The following is a 16,008-nucleotide window of genomic DNA, read 5'->3' as shown; positions in this document are numbered from 1 at the left end:
CGTTTGGCTTTTACAGATTTATTAATTCCATAAATAATTAATGAAGTTAATTATAATTCGGTTTCTTTTCGGCAGACCATCAATACATTCCCGTCCGGGTCCTTGAAGTTGAACCAGTGATCATGCTCAATGTCGGTCAGCAGCTCTGCTCCCGATTCTTTGACAAAATCATAGGCGGCGCCAATATCCTCAGTGTTCAGTTGGAAAGAAGGAACCTTCAGCACAGCCTCGACTGTGAAAATCCTGCTGTCCAGCACAATGCCCGGGCCTTGCATAGGAATAACGTAAAGATGTCCAAACAGCACTTCGCCGTCCTGGGGAAGTCCCAGCAAGCTGCAATACCAATTTTTCGACCTTTCAATATCACTCACCGGAATGAAAACAGCACCAATCTGATTCAGAATCGGACTTGTCACAGCCAGTATGCCTCCTCTATGAAACTCCAAAATAATTGAACCACTTAACCATTTCGATAAAATATGTCATTTCCCTGCCCCTTTAGTGGACGGATATGAAGATATGGTATAATCTTGTCAGATTATCTTCAGACGTCAGGAGAATGAAATTTGGCTATCGTACCCTTCGGGCAGCAAAGACTGACACCGCCCAAAATATTGTCGCTTGGATTTATACTGCTGATCGCCGCAGGAGCACTCCTGCTATGCCTGCCTGCGGCATCCACCGGGGAGAGAATTTCCTTCATTGACGCTTTGTTCATGGCGACTTCAGCAACCTGTGTTACAGGTCTTGCCGTGATTGACACCGGGACGCAGCTCACCGTATTCGGACAAATCGTGCTGCTGGTACTGTTCCAGTTCGGAGGCCTGGGATTCGTAACCATGGCAACCTTGATTACACTGGTGCTTAACAAACGGATCTCACTGAAGGAACGGCTGCTGCTGCAGGAGTCCATGAACCAGAATTCAATGCAGGGGATTGTCCGGCTGATTCAGCGGGTGCTGCTCTATTCACTGGTCATCCAGCTCAGCGGAGCCATACTTCTCGCGGCCAGATTTACACTGGATATGCCATTTGGCAAAGCGATGTATTATGGTTTGTTCCATAGCATCTCAATCTTTAATAATGCAGGTTTTGATCTTTTTGGAGATATCCACGGCCCCTTCAGCGGCCTTACACGGTATGCCGAAGATCCCATTGTGAATATCACCTCCATGCTGCTTATATTTCTGGGCGGGATCGGTTTTATCGTCCTGTCCGATGTGATTGACTATCCCAAGCGCAAACGGCTGACCCTGCATTCCAAAGTCGTGCTTTCGACATCGGCTGTCCTGATTCTGGGCGGGGCAGCGGTCTTTTTCTGGCTGGAGCTGAATTCCACTCTGAAGCCGCTGCATGCCGGCGGCAAAATCATGGCTTCCTTCCTGCAGGCAATTACTCCGCGCTCCGGCGGTGTTACGACCATCGAGATTCCGCTGCTGCGCGAATCCACCCAGTTCCTGATGATCCTGCTCATGTTCATCGGCGCGGCCCCCGGTTCTACCGGCGGGGGAATCAAAATCACCACCTTCGCGATTCTGGCCAGTACAGCTTACGCCAAGATCCGGGGCAGAGAGGACATCGTCATGTTCCGCCACCGGATTTCCAAAGAAAATGTATACAGGGCAATCACCATGACCCTGCTCTCACTCATGCTCGTTGTCTCTGCCACGATGCTGCTGTCTGTGACCGAAAGCGCCGACTTCCTGACCGTGCTCTTTGAAGCCGTCTCCGCCTTCGGCACCTCAGGCATCACCATGGGGCTCACACCTGAGCTTACAACGATGGGCAAGGCACTTGTGATTATCCTGATGTTCGTCGGGCGGATAGGTCCGCTGACGCTGGCTTATGCGCTCAAGCCCAAGAACAGCAAGGAGCTTTACCGCTACCCCGAAGGCAATATCACAATCGGGTAGAAACAAATGCGACCCTTTTCGGCAATTATGCCGACAGCGGTCGCGTTTGTTTTACTCTTCCTCAGCCTCCTCCGGAAGCTCCTGGGTATCCAGTGCCGCATCCAGCAGCAGATTATAGACATCATCATCATTTTCAAGCAAGGCATCGGTTTCCAGGAACTGCTCCTCGCTTCCCGGCTCGGCGGCAAAGCTCAGGCTGTAATCCCATTCAGTGCCGCGTTTGCTGAAGAATGTGATTTCATAGGGGGAGCCGTGATTTTCAAGTGTGAAGACCGTTCTCCCGATGTAGCTTCTATCTTCTTCGCGTTTCATTTCTGCCCTTATAATTTCCACGTTCATGCTCTTTCCTTCCTTCTTCCATCTCATCCTGACTACGATTTAGTATATCATGATATGGGCGCAATTCCTTCCCCCTCTACACTGATTGACTTTTTTCATCCGGCGGTTAATAATTTAATACTATATGAACTTGAAAATGGAGAAGAACACTCTCAAGCTCCGTTCTATAAAAGACTAAATTATCAGTAAATGGAGGAAATCGCAATGACCAAACTGGAAGCCCAGCTTAGTAAATATGCGGATTTGGCGGTTCAAATTGGTGTTAACATTCAGCCTGGACAAATCCTGGTCGTGAGCGCGCCAGTCTCGGCAGCGGAATTCGTACGTCTCATTACAGCCAAGGCCTATGCCATCGGCGCAAGCCAGGTCAAGGTCAACTGGAGCGACGAGTTCATTACACGCCAGCAATTCGAGCACGCCGCACCGGAAGTATTCACAAAGGCGCCTACCTGGTTCGCCGGAGAGCTGACCGAGTTCGCCGAGAATGGCGCAGCCTTTCTCCATGTCATCGCCGAGGACCCGGATGCGCTCAAAGGCATTGATCCCGAGCGGATTGCGAACTTCCAGAAAACCCGCGGAGCCGCTCTGACCAAATACCGCGAGTATCAAATGTCCGACAAGGTCAGCTGGAGCATTGTGGCTATTCCTTCACAGGCATGGGCGGATAAAGTATTCCCGGACGTTCCGGCGGAAGAGCGCGTAGATAAGCTCTGGGAAGCGATTTTCCACACAGTGCGTCTGGACCGTGGAGACCCGGTAGCGGCCTGGCAGGAGCATTTGGATACCCTTGAACAAAAAGCCGATGTCCTGAACGCCAAAAAATATAAAAGTCTTCATTACATAGCACCGGGCACAGACCTTACCATCGAGCTGCCCGCAGGCCATCTGTGGGCACAGGGAGACAGCATCAATGCCCAGGGTCATTCTTTTGTCGCCAACATGCCAACGGAAGAAGTATTCACTGCTCCGCTCAAGACCGGTGTCAACGGGACCGTCCGGAGCACGAAGCCGCTCAGCTATGGAGGCAATATAATCGATAACTTCTCGATTACCTTTGAGCAGGGCCGGATCATCAGCGTCCATGCCGAGCAAGGCCAGGAAGCGCTTGAATATCTTATTGGACTGGATGAAGGGGCAAAATATCTCGGCGAGGTTGCGCTTGTTCCGCATAAATCACCAATCTCCGAATCGGGTATCCTGTATTTCAATACTCTGTTCGATGAGAATGCCTCCAATCATCTGGCTATTGGCACAGCCTATGCCTTCTGTCTTGAAGGCGGCAAGGATATGAGCAAGGAGGAGCTGATTGCCCGCGGCCTGAACACAAGTGTTGCCCACGTCGATTTTATGATCGGCTCACCGGAGATGGATATTTACGGCATTGCCAACGACGGTACACGTGAGCCAGTATTTCTGAAGGGGAACTGGGCGTTTTAAAGCAGAACAGGAGATATTGAAAGGAGTGTAACCGATGCTGAGTTATGAGCAAAAGCTGGAGAATTACGCATTGCTGACAGTAAAAATAGGAATTAACATTCAGCCTGGGCAGACGCTGGTGGTCAACGCAGACATTTCTTGTGCAGAGCTGGTGCGGCTGGTTGTCCGTCAAGCCTATGAAGCGGGTGCCAAACTGGTCAAAGTCAATTATACCGATGAGCTCGTCACACGGGCACGCTATGAATTGGCGCCGTCCGAAAGCTTCCTGGAACCGCCGAAATGGCAAGCGGATGAGCTGGAGGATCTGGCCCGGAACGGAGCGGCGTTCCTTTCCATTGTTTCAGCAAATCCGGATCTGCTGAAAGGAATAGATCCCCTGCGTATTGCCGACAATCAGCGGACCGCCGGCAAGGCTATGGCATCTTACCGTGAACTGCTGATGGGCAACCATGCCAGCTGGAGCATTGTGGCTTACCCTTCCCCTGTCTGGGCGGCCAAGGTATTCCCGGACGCCCCGCCTGAGCAGCAGGTTGGCCTGCTGTGGGATGCCATCTTCAAGGCGGTCAGAGCAGACCAGGAGCATCCGGTTGAAGCCTGGCGCCTGCATCTGGGGGGGTTGAAGCAGCGCTGTGATGCTCTCAATGCCAAAAAATACCGCAAGCTCCACTATACCGCGCCTGGTACAGATCTCACGGTTGAGCTGCCTGAAGGCCACATTTGGTGCCAGGCGGGCGCCGTGAACGGACGCGGAGTGCCTTTTCTGGCTAATATTCCGACAGAAGAGGTGTTTACCGCACCGCTTAAAACCGGAGCGAACGGCAAGGTCAGCAGCACGAAGCCGCTCAGCTACAGCGGCAAAATCATAGACCGGTTCAGCCTTACACTGGAAAACGGGAAAGTTACAGACTATACAGCCGAGGCAGGACAGGAAGCGCTCTCGTCGCTGCTGGCGATGGATGAAGGCTCCGCTTATTTTGGCGAAGTTGCCCTTGTGCCCTACCATTCTCCCATCTCGGAAAGCGGCATACTGTATTACACTACCCTCTTCGATGAAAATGCCTCCTGCCACCTGGCTCTGGGAGCAGCATACGCTTTTACCTTGCAGCAAGGCACTTCGATGACCAAGGAAGAGCTTGCAGCACGCGGGATGAACCAGAGCCTGACACATGTGGATTTCATGATGGGATCACCGGAAATGAATATCGACGGAATCACGGATGACGGCCTTGCCGAACCTATTTTCCGCAACGGAGACTGGGCTTGATTGTAATCTCTTGAAGTCTTGACAAATCTTATGCGTATGCAAAGCACCCTGCAGATTCTCTTGCAAAAGAGGCTGCAGGGTGTTTTTTTGGACTGCTTCACTATATTCAACCTAGTAAAAAACCCAATTTTGAAGTTTTGTTCAAATATAATTCACAATATTGTTGAATTTAATTCACAAATATGTCACAATACAATTAAGGATTCTATTTCCAAGGAGGTTATCCCGATGAAGGAATCATTGACCCACGATATGGACCCTGTGGAGCCGGAACGTACAGAAGCGAAAGCCCCTACCGACTCAAGCATTGTTGCTTCCAATGCGATTAAGTATACGGCTTATATCATGCTGCTGTTTGGTTTTCTGTATTTTCTGATTGCATACCTGGCCCCCATGCTGTGAAGAGGCTGCCCTATCATATATATTTTATAGAAAGCGCTTACGGCTGATCTCCTGAGCTTGAACCCATTTTGTCGATACCGGCAATGAACGTGCTGATCAGCCGGGTCAAGCTGATGTCCGTCTCCAGCGGCATCCCGAAGGCCCTCTTGTTCTCCAGGGCAGCGAATCCGTGCAGCAGGCTGCGCAGCCCCCGGACGGCATGCAGCTCGCCCTCTGCACCCAGCCCATAGCCGGACAGCACTTCAATAATCAAAGACAGCACCCGGCCGCTTATCTTCTCCAGTTCCAAATTCCCTGCCTCCGGCGCCCGCAGCGTAGTTTCATACAGTCCGGGGTGTTCCCTGGCAAAATCAATGTAAGCCTGTCCCATGGCGTGAACAGCTTCATCTCTCTTGAGTCCCTCCGAAGCGTCAGACATTGCCGTATGCAGCAATTCCAGGCCGTGAACGGCAAGCAATGAGCGCAGCCCCTGAAGACCGTTAATGTAATTATACAACGACGGGGAACGCACACCCAGCTTGGCTGCGAGCGCAGCCAGGGTTACCGCCTCTATTCCCTGCTCATCAGCAATTTCCACAGCTGCCAACACTAAGGCATGTGTATCCAATCCGGCTCTTGGAGACATTCAGCTCCCTACTTTCTTCAGCAGTGCTTCTGCTTGGTGAATTGCATATTTCATTTGTTCGCCGGGAGCCTTCAGCAGATTGCCGTGTCCTGCCGCAAGCAGCTTGGGCGAAACCCGGATCAGCTTGAGCGCGCTCTCCAGTGCCCGCGTTTTATTCCATGTTGCCATAGCGGGAAAGGGAAATAAGGGTATGACTGTCCCCGATACAGCAGTTCCGCGGAAGGTCTGAAAAGCATCTCCGACAACAAGCGCTCCGGTACGCACATCAAGAAAGGACATCGAACCCGGCGTATGGCCGGGAGTCGCGATGGCTGTTAAAGAGCCGATAGCATCGCCTTCCCGCACCAGGATATCCGGCACCGTAGCAATCCTGGCCGGAACACTGCCCTTAATCGGCGTTTGCGGCTCGTCAGCCCTCAAGGAACGGTCTCCCCTAAGTAAGGCGGAATCCCGTTCGGAAATATACACCCTAGCTGCCGGAAGCCGCTTCTTCAGTTCATCCAGTGCTCCAACATGATCGCCGTGGGCATGTGTCAGCACAATGCGGTTAACCGGTTTATTCAACTTTGCCGCCGTATCTAAAAATTCCTTGCACGCTGAATGGCAGAGCAGCATCTATCAACGTCAATCCATCCGCTTCTTCAACCAGGTAGCAATTAACGGGAAATAATCTGGGCATCCAGGTGAGCTGCAGCAAATGGCCTTCCCGAGTCAATCTCATGCGACCCCCTCCAAAACTAATGATATTAGTTATAATATAAACTAATATAATTAGTTTATCAAGTGCGGAATTCAAAATCTTGCGGCAGGACGGCGCCATACAATTGGCCCATGATATTTAGAAACTGTTTGCCTGCCGGCGTCAATTCAGTAAAGGAATTTGCGACAAGTCCGATATCCCGGGTGATTCGAGGCACAATTTCTTTGATCATCAAATGATGCGTAACAGAAGAAAGCGAGAAACGGGATATAATGCCGATCCCCAGATGTTTTTGAACCATATGAATTAAGGTTTCGGCTGTTTGGACAGTCAGATTCTCATGAAAGGGTATGCCCTTTTCTTCCAATGTGTTTAAAACAACTGCTTCATGCCCGCCTTTGCAAAATATAAGCTCATTCCTGTAATCTTCCAGGCTTACCTCCCTCTCTAATTGTAAAGGATGATTCTCCGGCAAAATGGCTGCCATACTGTCATGCGCCACGATTTTAAAATCGAAAGGCTCAAAAGGAGACGCAACAATCCCGATTTCCACCGACCGGTCGTCAACCCACTGCTTAATTTGATTGGAGGTTCCTTCCATCAGTTCAATCGTAACCTGCGGATATTGGGTACGGAATAAACCAATCGCATCCGGCAACAAGTTCGCCGAGGCTGCCGGGAATGATCCGATTCTCACCTTACCGCGCAAGAGCTTGTTCTCCTGACAGGCGAGCTGGAGCATTTTGCTTTCAAGCTCCTTCATTTCCCTTGCCAGAATCAGCATTTCTTGTCCCACATCGGTAAGTGCCAGGCCATTCTGCTTGTCCCGAATAAACAGCTTGATCTGTAAAAAGCTCTCCAGGTTTTTCAAGGCCTTACTGACTGCAGGCTGAGAAATAAACAGCGCTTTGGCAGCCTCCGTTACATTCATCTTTTCCGCGACCTTAATAAATACTTCGAGTTGATTGATGTTCATATGCTTGACCACATCATAACCATTTGGTTATTCCTATCATGAATTATTTGTATTTCAGTTATATTGAAACATATTCTATGATAGAAGACAACTCAGCGATAGGTGAAGAAAGGAGCTGTCACGGCTATGGATAAGACTCAAACCACGCGTACAACTCTCATAAAGAAACGCATTTCCTCCAAGCGTGTATGGCTTACTGCCTGGATGATTACTGCCGTCTTTATCCTTTCCAATTCGGCAACCCCGCTTTATGTATATTGGCAGCAGGAAATCAACTTCTCCAACAGCACGCTCACATTAATATTTGCTTCCTATATTGCCGGGCTGCTCCTTACGCTTCTGTTTGCGGGTCAACTGTCCGACCGTTATGGACGCAAGCCGGTTTTATTTCCGGGAATCACAGCGGCTATTATGGCTTGTGTGCTGTTTGCAAATGCACATTCCGTCCTTGCCCTTCTGGCAGCCCGTTTCCTATCTGGGATTGCTGTCGGTGTCATTGTTTCAGCCGGTATGGCCTCTGTTGCCGATGTGGGCGGAACGAAGCTGAAGCAAACGGCCTCCCTTGCAGCATCGGTGTCCATGGTACTCGGTGCAGGCCTCGGTCCGCTGCTCTCAGGCATTCTGACCAGCGTTTTGTTACGTCCTGTCGTCCCTCTGTTCTTGATTCAGGCTGTATTCTTGATCAGCGCATGTTTTGTTGTATGGACACTGCCCCAAAGAAACACAGATTTGCATGATCAGAATAAATGGAATCTGCATTGGCCCGGCGTCCCTTCAGCCAATCGTCTGCATCTTGCTCTAGGCATTGCCGCTTTTGCACCGGGCATTACTGCAACATCTTTTGTATTGTCCCTTGGGCCTTCCCTGCTCTCAAAACTTCTTCATGTAACTAGCCCATTGGTAGCAGGCACTACAGCCTGTGTCATGTTCCTGACAGCCACAGGAATTCAATTTGTCCTGAACAAGCTGCCTGTCCGTACGATTTTCATCGTCAGTATGACTGCCACTATTCTATCCATGGCAGGTCTTGTTGCAGCTGTTGCCCTCTCGTCGGCAATGTGTTTCTTCATGGCGGCCATTTTTGCAGGTATGGGTCAAGGACTTGGCCAATTAGGCGGATTGACGCTCATCGGCGTTCATGTCCCTGAGCATCGCAGAGCGGAGGCGAATGCTGTTTTAAATTTGGGAGGATATATTCCGGCTGCCTTATTGCCTGTATGTACCGGCTTTCTTATTGATAGTAAAGGGCTTGTCAGCGGAACTACCGGTTTTGCTTTCATTTTAACTGTACTGGTTATTAGTGCGTTCTTTTTCGTGTTACGCCAGGCCGTGTAGGATGTCCAAACGTTTCACCAGGTTAAAGCGTGTTCAGAATCAAGCAGAAACGGCTTCGCCGTCCTGATAAGGACGGTATCCGTTTCAGCGAGAAAGAGAAGGCTAATGTATAGCGTGAAACATATAAATTCTTATCTTTAAAAAAAACAGGTATAGCCTCCTCTCAATCGAGGGGCTGTACCTGTTCCGGAGCAATAATTACTCAACCGAAGCGGCCCATAATATATTCCTGGGTCATCTGATTGTCAGGATTGCTGAAAACCTTCTCCGTCTTATCATATTCAACAAGCGACCCGAGGTAAAAATAAGCGGTATAGTCGGAGATTCGCGCTGCCTGCTGCATGTTATGGGTAACAATAACGATCCGCAGCTCTTCCTTCAGCTCCTTGATCAGTTCCTCTACTTTACCCGTTGAGACCGGGTCCAGCGCCGAAGCCGGTTCATCCAGCAGCAATATCTGCGGATTGACCGATAAAGCACGGGCAATGCAAAGACGCTGCTGCTGTCCGCCGGACAAGGCCAATGCCGAATCCTTCAGGCGGTCCTTGACTTCATCCCACAGGGCGGCGCGCCGCAGGCTGCTCTCCACAATTTCATCCAGCGCCTTTTTGCCTTTGATGCCATGATATTTCGGGCCAAACGCAATATTCTCGTAAATGGATTTATAGAACGGGTTTGGCTTCTGCCAGACCATGCCGATTTTTTGACGAAGCTTGATGACATCCGTGCCGGGTGCATTGATATCCACGCCGTCGATCCAGATGCTTCCCTTCGTTGTCGATCCGGAGATCTCATCATTCATCCGATTCAGCGAACGGAGAAAGGTCGATTTGCCGCAGCCCGAAGGGCCGATAAGCGCTGTAACTGTATTCCGGGCAAAGGGAAGGCTAATCCCCTTCACTGCCTCATATGTGCCGTAAAATATACTCAAATCCTCGGTCTGGAAGGACTCGCGCACCACTGGTTCCGCTATACCCATCTCATATTCCTCCTATTGATCCATCTATGCTTGCTGTCAGCTCATTCTTTTGGAAGCCGTAAGCTTGCGGTAAATCATCCGTCCGAAGTAGCGCGCCGCCAAATTGAAGATCAGCACTGTAAGGACGAGTACAGCCGAAGCACCTGCTGCAATCTGAGCCGCATCCGGTGCCAGGCCTTCACTGTTGATCTTCCAGATGTGCACAGCCAGCGTTTCTGCCGGACGGAAAGGATTCAGCGGTGAAGTCGGGCTGGACGGATTCCAGTTGCTGAAATCCAGTCGCGGGCTGCTCATGCCCGCCGTGAACATCAGCGCGGCCGCTTCCCCGAAGACACGGCCCGCTGACAGGATGGTTCCGGTAATAATGGTCGGCAATGCAACCGGAAGCAGAACATTGGTGACAATCTTCCACTTGGATAACCCAAGGGCAAACCCTGCCTCCTTCTGCTGGTTCGGCACTGTGCGGAAGGCCTGCTCCGTTATCCGCACCATCAGCGGCAGATTGAAGAAGGTCAGCGCCAATGCGCCGGAAACCAGGGAGAAGCCAAGATTAAAGGTGTTGACTATGAGCAGGAGACCGAACAAGCCGACAACGATCGAAGGAAAAGAAGACAATACCTCCACGATCAGACGGATGAAGTTGGTCAGCTTGCCGGGGCGGGCATATTCCGCCATGAAGATTCCGGCACCGAGGCCAAGCGGCACTGTAATGATAAGTGTCAGCACCAGCAGATAGATGGAGTTGAACAGCTGAGGCCCGACACCTCCGCCCGTACGGATCTTTTGCGGTGCCGAAGTTAAGAAATCCCAGCTGACGTGGTTCAGGCCGCGGATCAGAATGTATCCAAGCAATCCCACCAGGATGGCTACAATCAGTAATGCGAAAAAAACAATCAGTGCTGTGGCGATTTTGTCTGCGGTTCTTGGCTTCAAATTTTATTTCTCCCTTCAAGCATTCTTACGAGGAGGACAAAGACAAATGTCATCAGCATAAGAACCAGCGCCATGCTCCACAGCGCGTTATTTTGCGGTGAGCCCATCGTTGTATTGCCCATGCTCAGTGTAATTACACTGGTCAGGGTCGAAGCGGATTCAAAGAGCGACCGCGGGACGAAAGGCGCATTCCCGATAACCATTTGCACAGCAAGGGCCTCGCCGAATGCGCGGGCCATCCCCAGCACCACCCCTGTCATAATTGCCGGGAATGTAGTCGGGAGAATCACCCGGGCAATTGTCTGCCACCGGGTGGCACCGAGCGCAAAGGAGGATTCTTTCTGGCTTTGCGGCAATGAAGCCAGCGCGTCTGCAGCCACGCTTGTAATCGTCGGCAGGATCATGACCGACAGGACAAGCGCGCCTGCAGCAACCCCGATACCCTGACCAGGGAACGTGTTGCGCAGAAAAGGAACAATGACGCTCAGGCCCACAAAGCCGTATACGACCGATGGAATACCTGACAACAGCTCAATGACCGGCTGCAGCAGCTTTTTGCCCCAGCCCGGAACAATCTCTGTCATGAACAGTGCGGCGCACAGGCTGAGCGGACTTGCAATCAATGCGGCAAGCAGCGTAACCAGGAATGAACCGGCGATAAACGGGAATGCTCCATAGGACGGTGAATCTGCTTCCGGCGACCATTTGGTGCCGAACAGGAAATCCGACACTTTTACATCTCCGCTGATGAAGGTGGAAATACCCTTGGACGCTACAAAATACACCATCGATATAATGATGACTATCAATAGCAGTACACAAAAGGACATATAAGCCCGTCCTATAAAATCTTCTATATGATGTTTTTCGATCTTTGTTTTTTTCGGTTTTGCCCTCAAGATGCTCCCTCTTTCTAAAGTGAAAAGAGAGGCAGAAGAAATCCGCCTCTTAATCACATGAAGTTCTAATGGATGATATCCTTAAATTTCGGGAAGGAATTACTTAGGCGTTACTGTACCGGCCACATCGCGGGAAACCTGCATTTGCGAAGCCGGAATGTACCCCAGTTCCACTACATCGCCTGTTTGCACTTCATCAGTCAAGATGTAGTCGAGGAATGCTTGTAAAGCACCGGTTGGTTCGCCGTTAGTGTACATGTGCTCGTAAGCCCATACCGGATAATTACCGGAGATTACGTTGTCTACGGATGGCTCAACGCCTTCATAGTTCAACGTTTTAACTGTGTCATCCAGGTAGGACAGAGCCAGATAACCAATCGCTCCCGGTGTTTCGCCAATCATTTTCTTAACCGTACCGGAGGAATCTTCCTGGATCGAGCCCTGCAGGTCTTCTGTTTTGGTTTCAAGCGCGAAGCTTTCAAAGGTAGCACGTGTACCGGAGCTGCTTGGACGGTTGATGATCTGGATCTTTTGGTCTGCACCGCCTACTTCGCTCCAGTTCGTTATTTTGCCGGTGAAGATGTCAACAAGCTGTTGCTTGGTCAATGTATCCACGCCTGCATCCGGATGAGCAACTGCTGCAATCGCTACAACCGCCACCTGATGGTCTACGAGCGCTTCTGCTTTTGCTGCATCGGCATCCTTCAGCTTTTCTTCTGCAAATACATCGGAGTTGCCGATATCCACTTGCTTCTCAGCAACCTGGGTAAGGCCGGTGCCGCTTCCGCCGCCCTGAACCTGAATGTCCACGCCAGGGTTCGCTTCCATGAACTTCTCAGCCGCCTGCTCAACCAGCGGCTGCAGCGCCGTAGAGCCTGATGCCAGAATAGATCCGCTTAAATCTGCGCCGCTGCTTGTTTCTGTAGGTGCATTTGTGGCAGCTGCATTATTTCCCCCGTTATTGGTTGCTGCATTGTTTCCACCGTTGTTGTTGCCGCATGCCGAAAGTGCTACTACACTTGTTAATGCCAGAGCCATGACCCACGTTTTTCTAAATTGCATTTTTTTGTCTCCTCCTGAGTGTTTTGTATAGCGTCCGCCTCTTCGCGTAATCCGCGAGCGCATCTGCTATGTTTTGTGAGTGTCTGCTGCATATTATCTTCTTCGTACAAAACTCACTTTGGAAGCATCAGATAATGTCCGTGTCACATCTGACTCTTCTTATTCTAGAGCCCGTTCGTCAGGGAAAAGTATTAAGTTTGTAAAGCGGAAGATAAAAAACATAATAGAAATTATATAATTCAATAGATATAATCTATAATTAGATTAACATTAATTAATGCAGCGCTATTTTGCCGGAGGTACACTATGAACATTGTTAAGCTTCAGATTGTTGTCCTGATTGAAAAATACAAAAAGGTTACGGATGTAGCCGCCGAAATGGGCTTAAAGCAGCCTACGGTATCTTTTCATATGAAAAGCCTGGAAAGCGAGCTGGGAACTCCCCTTTTTCAATACCGCAGCGGACGGGTGCTGCTGACCGATGCCGGACGGACGCTTTATCAGTACGCCTCCAGAATTGTTGCCCTAACGGCTGAAGCCGAGCGCAGCATTAAGCAGTACGCCTCTCTCTCTTCCGGTCATCTGGAGCTGGAAGCGGGCTTTGTACCAGGTACTTATCTTCTGCCAAAAATGGTCTCGCAATTCATCCGCCGGCATCCAGGGCTGGACATTTCACTGTCTGTGCAGCCAGAGGCCTTGATTCGCGAACGCCTGAGAGGCAGAGAAATACAAATGGCGGTAATGCATACTGCTGAAGGGCAGGACAGTTCCTTGACTACTCTTACCATCGCCCGCAATGAAGCGGTTTTAGTCTTTGCGCCGGGACATCCCTTTGCGGATATTAAGGATTTCTCACCGGAGCAGGTTGTTCTGGAGCCATGGATTCAGCATGAGCCGGCTTCCTTTCTGCGCGGAATCGCTGAGGAATGGGCACAGCTCAACGGTGTCAGGGTGTGGGGGCATGCAATGCTAAGCTCACCGGAGGCGATAAAAGGAATGATTCGTGAAGGCGGGGGTGCGGGGCTGCTCTCCAAGGCAGGGATCGAGGCAGAGGTGGCTTCCGGAGGATTGTGCTATGCACCGCTGCCGGGAGTTCAGCCGGAGCACGGCGAATTCGTGCTGGCCTGGCGGAAGGACTATGCATTGACTCCTTTGCAGCGTGCTTTTGCAGAGCTGGCAGCCCCTCCTAAGGAAGAGGAAGCCTTCTAGATTCTTCTTATATTAAAAAGAAGCGCCTGCCTCGTAAAGCGAAGGCTTCCGTTTCAGCGGGAGAAGGCTACCTTTTCTCAGCCACCAGGGCGAAGGTTTTGGGAATTCCTTTGTCATATACCTCCGAGGATAGATTCGGCTCCTCAGCCAGTTCGCGGATTACCAGCCCGCTGCCCGCTGCCGCTGTCACAATCTCCCCCAGCGTCCAGCGCCGCCAGTAGACAGCACTCTGCTTTTCCGTTCCCTCCGGTTCGCCGGGTGAAGGCAAATACTTGGAATAGGATACCTGTTTTTCTTCCAGCGATGTGTCAAAATAATCCCCGCTCACCTTGTGCCTGCGGACCTTGGCGGTCGATCCTTTGGAGGAAATCAGCTTCGTTGTGACCGGGTGGAAATCCCGCAGCACAAATCTGCCGCCTGGACCAAGCAGCCGGTACACGATATCCATAAAAGGAGCAAGATCCGTAAAATAATGCACAATCCCCATCTCGGCAAACACAATATCATGCGAGCCATCCAGCAGTGCCTCGGGCAGCTTAAGCACATCCGATACTGTATAGGCCAGGGGAACCCCTGCCGCTTCCGCAAGCTCGCCAGCATAGCGGGCGTTGGCTTCCGAGAAATCAGCCACACTCACCTCTGCCCCCAGCAGTCCAAGCGCTACAGCCTTCATGCCGTTCGAGCCCATGAGATTTATTATTTTTTTGCCCCGGACCTCACCGAGATAATTCAACAGCGGATACAGCTTCGCCGCAGGATCTTTCCCGAGCTTCGCCGCCGCCTCTTCCGGACTGCCGAAGCGGGCAGTCCAGGCCGTGTAGGTATCCTCGTTCCAGAGTTCTTCACTGGAAGGGATGATGCCCCGTGTTTCATCCTGGTCGCCCGGGTTTGGAGCTTGTTCATGTTCATTCATGCGATAGAACCCCTTTGTCTTCTATGATAGTGCTCTCAAGATGCCCCCGGAAGGGATTCTTTGACCTTCAATGCCTTTTTGCTTCCTGCATATAAGTATACAGCCAGTCCGCCCATTACCAGCACACCGCCGGCCCATTGCAGCCCGGTCAGCTGCTCGCCCAGCAGCAGAAAGGCCAAAATGCTCGCGCCCACAGGCTCGCCCAGAATATTCATGGAGACAGTAGTCGCCGAGGCATACTGCAGCAGCCAGTTAAACAGGATATGCCCGAATACTGTGGGAACGACGGCGAGCAGAACAAAGATTCCCCACTCCCGCGGCGGATATGCAAAGAAAGGAATGCCTGCCGCCAGATTATAAATGGCAAACACCAGAGCCGCCGAGATAAATACGATCAGGCTGTAAAGATACGATGGCATACGTGCGACCAGCTTCTGTCCAATCAGCAAATGGGCGGCAACCGCTGCCGTTCCCCCGATGGACAGCAGGTCACCCTTCAGGTTATCCGAAGAGAGGCCGATATCGCCCCAGCCGATAAAAGCGACGCCGAATATGGCAATGGCAAGGCCCAGCATGGCGGCTGCAGTGCTTCGTTCCTTATACAGTATGTAGGCACCAAGCATAATAAATACCGGCTCCAGCGCCATAATCATCGTCGAGCTGGCAACAGAGGTATACTTCAGCGAGCCCATCCACAGCAGAAAATGCAGCGCCAGCATGACGCCGGAGACTCCCAGCAGCAGCCAGTCTTTGCGGCGCAGGGCAAAAGCCGCTCCGCTGTATGGACGGGCAAACGGCAGCATCAGCAGCGAAGTGAACAGCAGCCGGTACATGCCCTGAACCGAAGCCGGAGCAGCCGACCATTTAATAAATATGGCAGAAAATGAGATGGCCACGATTCCGATCAGCATCAGGACCGGGACGGGAACGGGCGGTTTTTTTAAATTCACAGCTTTGCATCCTTTCAGCTTGAAAAAAACTCACTATGTTAATTTAACGCAGAACGGGGGAATTTGCAGCTT

The 16,008-nt window shown here is 51.1% G+C and carries 16 protein-coding genes and 1 pseudogene; 6 read left to right on the top strand and 11 right to left on the bottom strand.

What is annotated here, in order from left to right:
• Window positions 1-50: 50 nt before the first annotated feature.
• Window positions 51-416 (bottom strand): VOC family protein, encoded by a 366-nt coding sequence (locus HYD27_RS03990; RefSeq protein ID WP_219211727.1) that lies wholly within the window; start codon window positions 414-416, stop codon window positions 51-53.
• 150 nt (window positions 417-566) lie between these two features.
• On the opposite strand from HYD27_RS03990, the gene HYD27_RS03985 reads away from it, so the two are divergent.
• Window positions 567-1,913, top strand: coding sequence for a TrkH family potassium uptake protein (locus HYD27_RS03985; protein WP_219211725.1), 1,347 nt, complete (start codon window positions 567-569; stop codon window positions 1,911-1,913).
• A gap of 51 nt (window positions 1,914-1,964) precedes the next feature.
• Here HYD27_RS03985 and HYD27_RS03980 read toward each other — a convergent pair whose 3' ends face one another.
• Window positions 1,965-2,252, bottom strand: a complete 288-nt coding sequence (locus HYD27_RS03980) for a hypothetical protein (protein WP_219211722.1) — start codon at window positions 2,250-2,252, stop codon at window positions 1,965-1,967.
• 204 nt (window positions 2,253-2,456) lie between these two features.
• Between HYD27_RS03980 and HYD27_RS03975 the strand changes: the two genes are divergently transcribed.
• The 3 genes from HYD27_RS03975 (at window position 2,457) to HYD27_RS03965 (ending at window position 5,355) form a co-directional block, all read left to right on the top strand.
• Window positions 2,457-3,689 carry an aminopeptidase gene (locus tag HYD27_RS03975; protein WP_219211720.1) on the top strand — a complete coding sequence of 411 codons (1,233 nt, stop codon included), beginning with the start codon at window positions 2,457-2,459 and terminating at the stop codon, window positions 3,687-3,689.
• Window positions 3,690-3,723: 34 nt separating this feature from the next.
• Window positions 3,724-4,953 carry an aminopeptidase gene (locus HYD27_RS03970; RefSeq protein WP_219211718.1) on the top strand — a complete coding sequence of 410 codons (1,230 nt, stop codon included), beginning with the start codon at window positions 3,724-3,726 and terminating at the stop codon, window positions 4,951-4,953.
• A gap of 228 nt (window positions 4,954-5,181) precedes the next feature.
• The gene (locus HYD27_RS03965) at window positions 5,182-5,355 is read left to right on the top strand and encodes a hypothetical protein (RefSeq protein WP_219211978.1); all 174 of its coding nucleotides are present in this window, start codon (window positions 5,182-5,184) and stop codon (window positions 5,353-5,355) included.
• A 37-nt stretch (window positions 5,356-5,392) separates the two neighbouring features.
• Here HYD27_RS03965 and HYD27_RS03960 read toward each other — a convergent pair whose 3' ends face one another.
• The 3 genes and pseudogenes from HYD27_RS03960 to HYD27_RS03950 form a co-directional block, all read right to left on the bottom strand.
• Window positions 5,393-5,980 carry a TetR/AcrR family transcriptional regulator gene (locus tag HYD27_RS03960; protein WP_219211716.1) on the bottom strand — a complete coding sequence of 196 codons (588 nt, stop codon included), beginning with the start codon at window positions 5,978-5,980 and terminating at the stop codon, window positions 5,393-5,395.
• Window positions 5,981-6,701 (bottom strand): annotated as a pseudogene (locus HYD27_RS03955) (MBL fold metallo-hydrolase).
• Between the two features lie 58 nt (window positions 6,702-6,759).
• Complete coding sequence (locus HYD27_RS03950; RefSeq protein WP_219211715.1) at window positions 6,760-7,656, bottom strand: LysR family transcriptional regulator; 897 nt, start codon at window positions 7,654-7,656, stop codon at window positions 6,760-6,762.
• Window positions 7,657-7,782: 126 nt separating this feature from the next.
• On the opposite strand from HYD27_RS03950, the gene HYD27_RS03945 reads away from it, so the two are divergent.
• Window positions 7,783-8,991, top strand: coding sequence for an MFS transporter (locus HYD27_RS03945; protein ID WP_219211713.1), 1,209 nt, complete (start codon window positions 7,783-7,785; stop codon window positions 8,989-8,991).
• A 202-nt stretch (window positions 8,992-9,193) separates the two neighbouring features.
• On the opposite strand, the gene pstB is transcribed toward HYD27_RS03945, so the two are convergent.
• The 4 genes from pstB to HYD27_RS03925 form a co-directional block, all read right to left on the bottom strand.
• A complete protein-coding gene (gene pstB / locus HYD27_RS03940; RefSeq protein ID WP_219211708.1) occupies window positions 9,194-9,970 on the bottom strand; it encodes a phosphate ABC transporter ATP-binding protein PstB in 777 nt (258 codons plus the stop codon).
• 36 nt (window positions 9,971-10,006) lie between these two features.
• Entirely contained in the window at window positions 10,007-10,903 is an 897-nt protein-coding gene (gene pstA / locus HYD27_RS03935) for a phosphate ABC transporter permease PstA (protein WP_219211706.1), read from the bottom strand.
• Complete coding sequence (pstC, locus tag HYD27_RS03930; RefSeq protein WP_219211703.1) at window positions 10,900-11,802, bottom strand: phosphate ABC transporter permease subunit PstC; 903 nt, start codon at window positions 11,800-11,802, stop codon at window positions 10,900-10,902. Before pstC ends, pstA begins: the two co-directional genes overlap by 4 nt.
• Before the next feature lie 99 nt (window positions 11,803-11,901).
• The gene (locus HYD27_RS03925; protein ID WP_219211701.1) at window positions 11,902-12,864 is read right to left on the bottom strand and encodes a phosphate ABC transporter substrate-binding protein; all 963 of its coding nucleotides are present in this window, start codon (window positions 12,862-12,864) and stop codon (window positions 11,902-11,904) included.
• Window positions 12,865-13,170: 306 nt separating this feature from the next.
• On the opposite strand from HYD27_RS03925, the gene HYD27_RS03920 reads away from it, so the two are divergent.
• Window positions 13,171-14,073 carry a LysR family transcriptional regulator gene (locus tag HYD27_RS03920; RefSeq protein WP_219211699.1) on the top strand — a complete coding sequence of 301 codons (903 nt, stop codon included), beginning with the start codon at window positions 13,171-13,173 and terminating at the stop codon, window positions 14,071-14,073.
• Window positions 14,074-14,140: 67 nt separating this feature from the next.
• Here the strand turns inward: HYD27_RS03920 and HYD27_RS03915 are convergent, their stop codons facing one another.
• A complete protein-coding gene (locus HYD27_RS03915) occupies window positions 14,141-14,986 on the bottom strand; it encodes a class I SAM-dependent methyltransferase (RefSeq protein WP_219211697.1) in 846 nt (281 codons plus the stop codon).
• A 35-nt stretch (window positions 14,987-15,021) separates the two neighbouring features.
• Window positions 15,022-15,936 (bottom strand): DMT family transporter, encoded by a 915-nt coding sequence (locus tag HYD27_RS03910; RefSeq protein WP_219211695.1) that lies wholly within the window; start codon window positions 15,934-15,936, stop codon window positions 15,022-15,024.
• Window positions 15,937-16,008: the final 72 nt, after the last annotated feature.

Source organism: Paenibacillus sp. S150 (assembly GCF_019352175.1).
GTDB lineage: Bacteria > Bacillota > Bacilli > Paenibacillales > Paenibacillaceae > Paenibacillus_AQ.
This window is presented reverse-complemented; position numbering and strand designations above follow the sequence as displayed.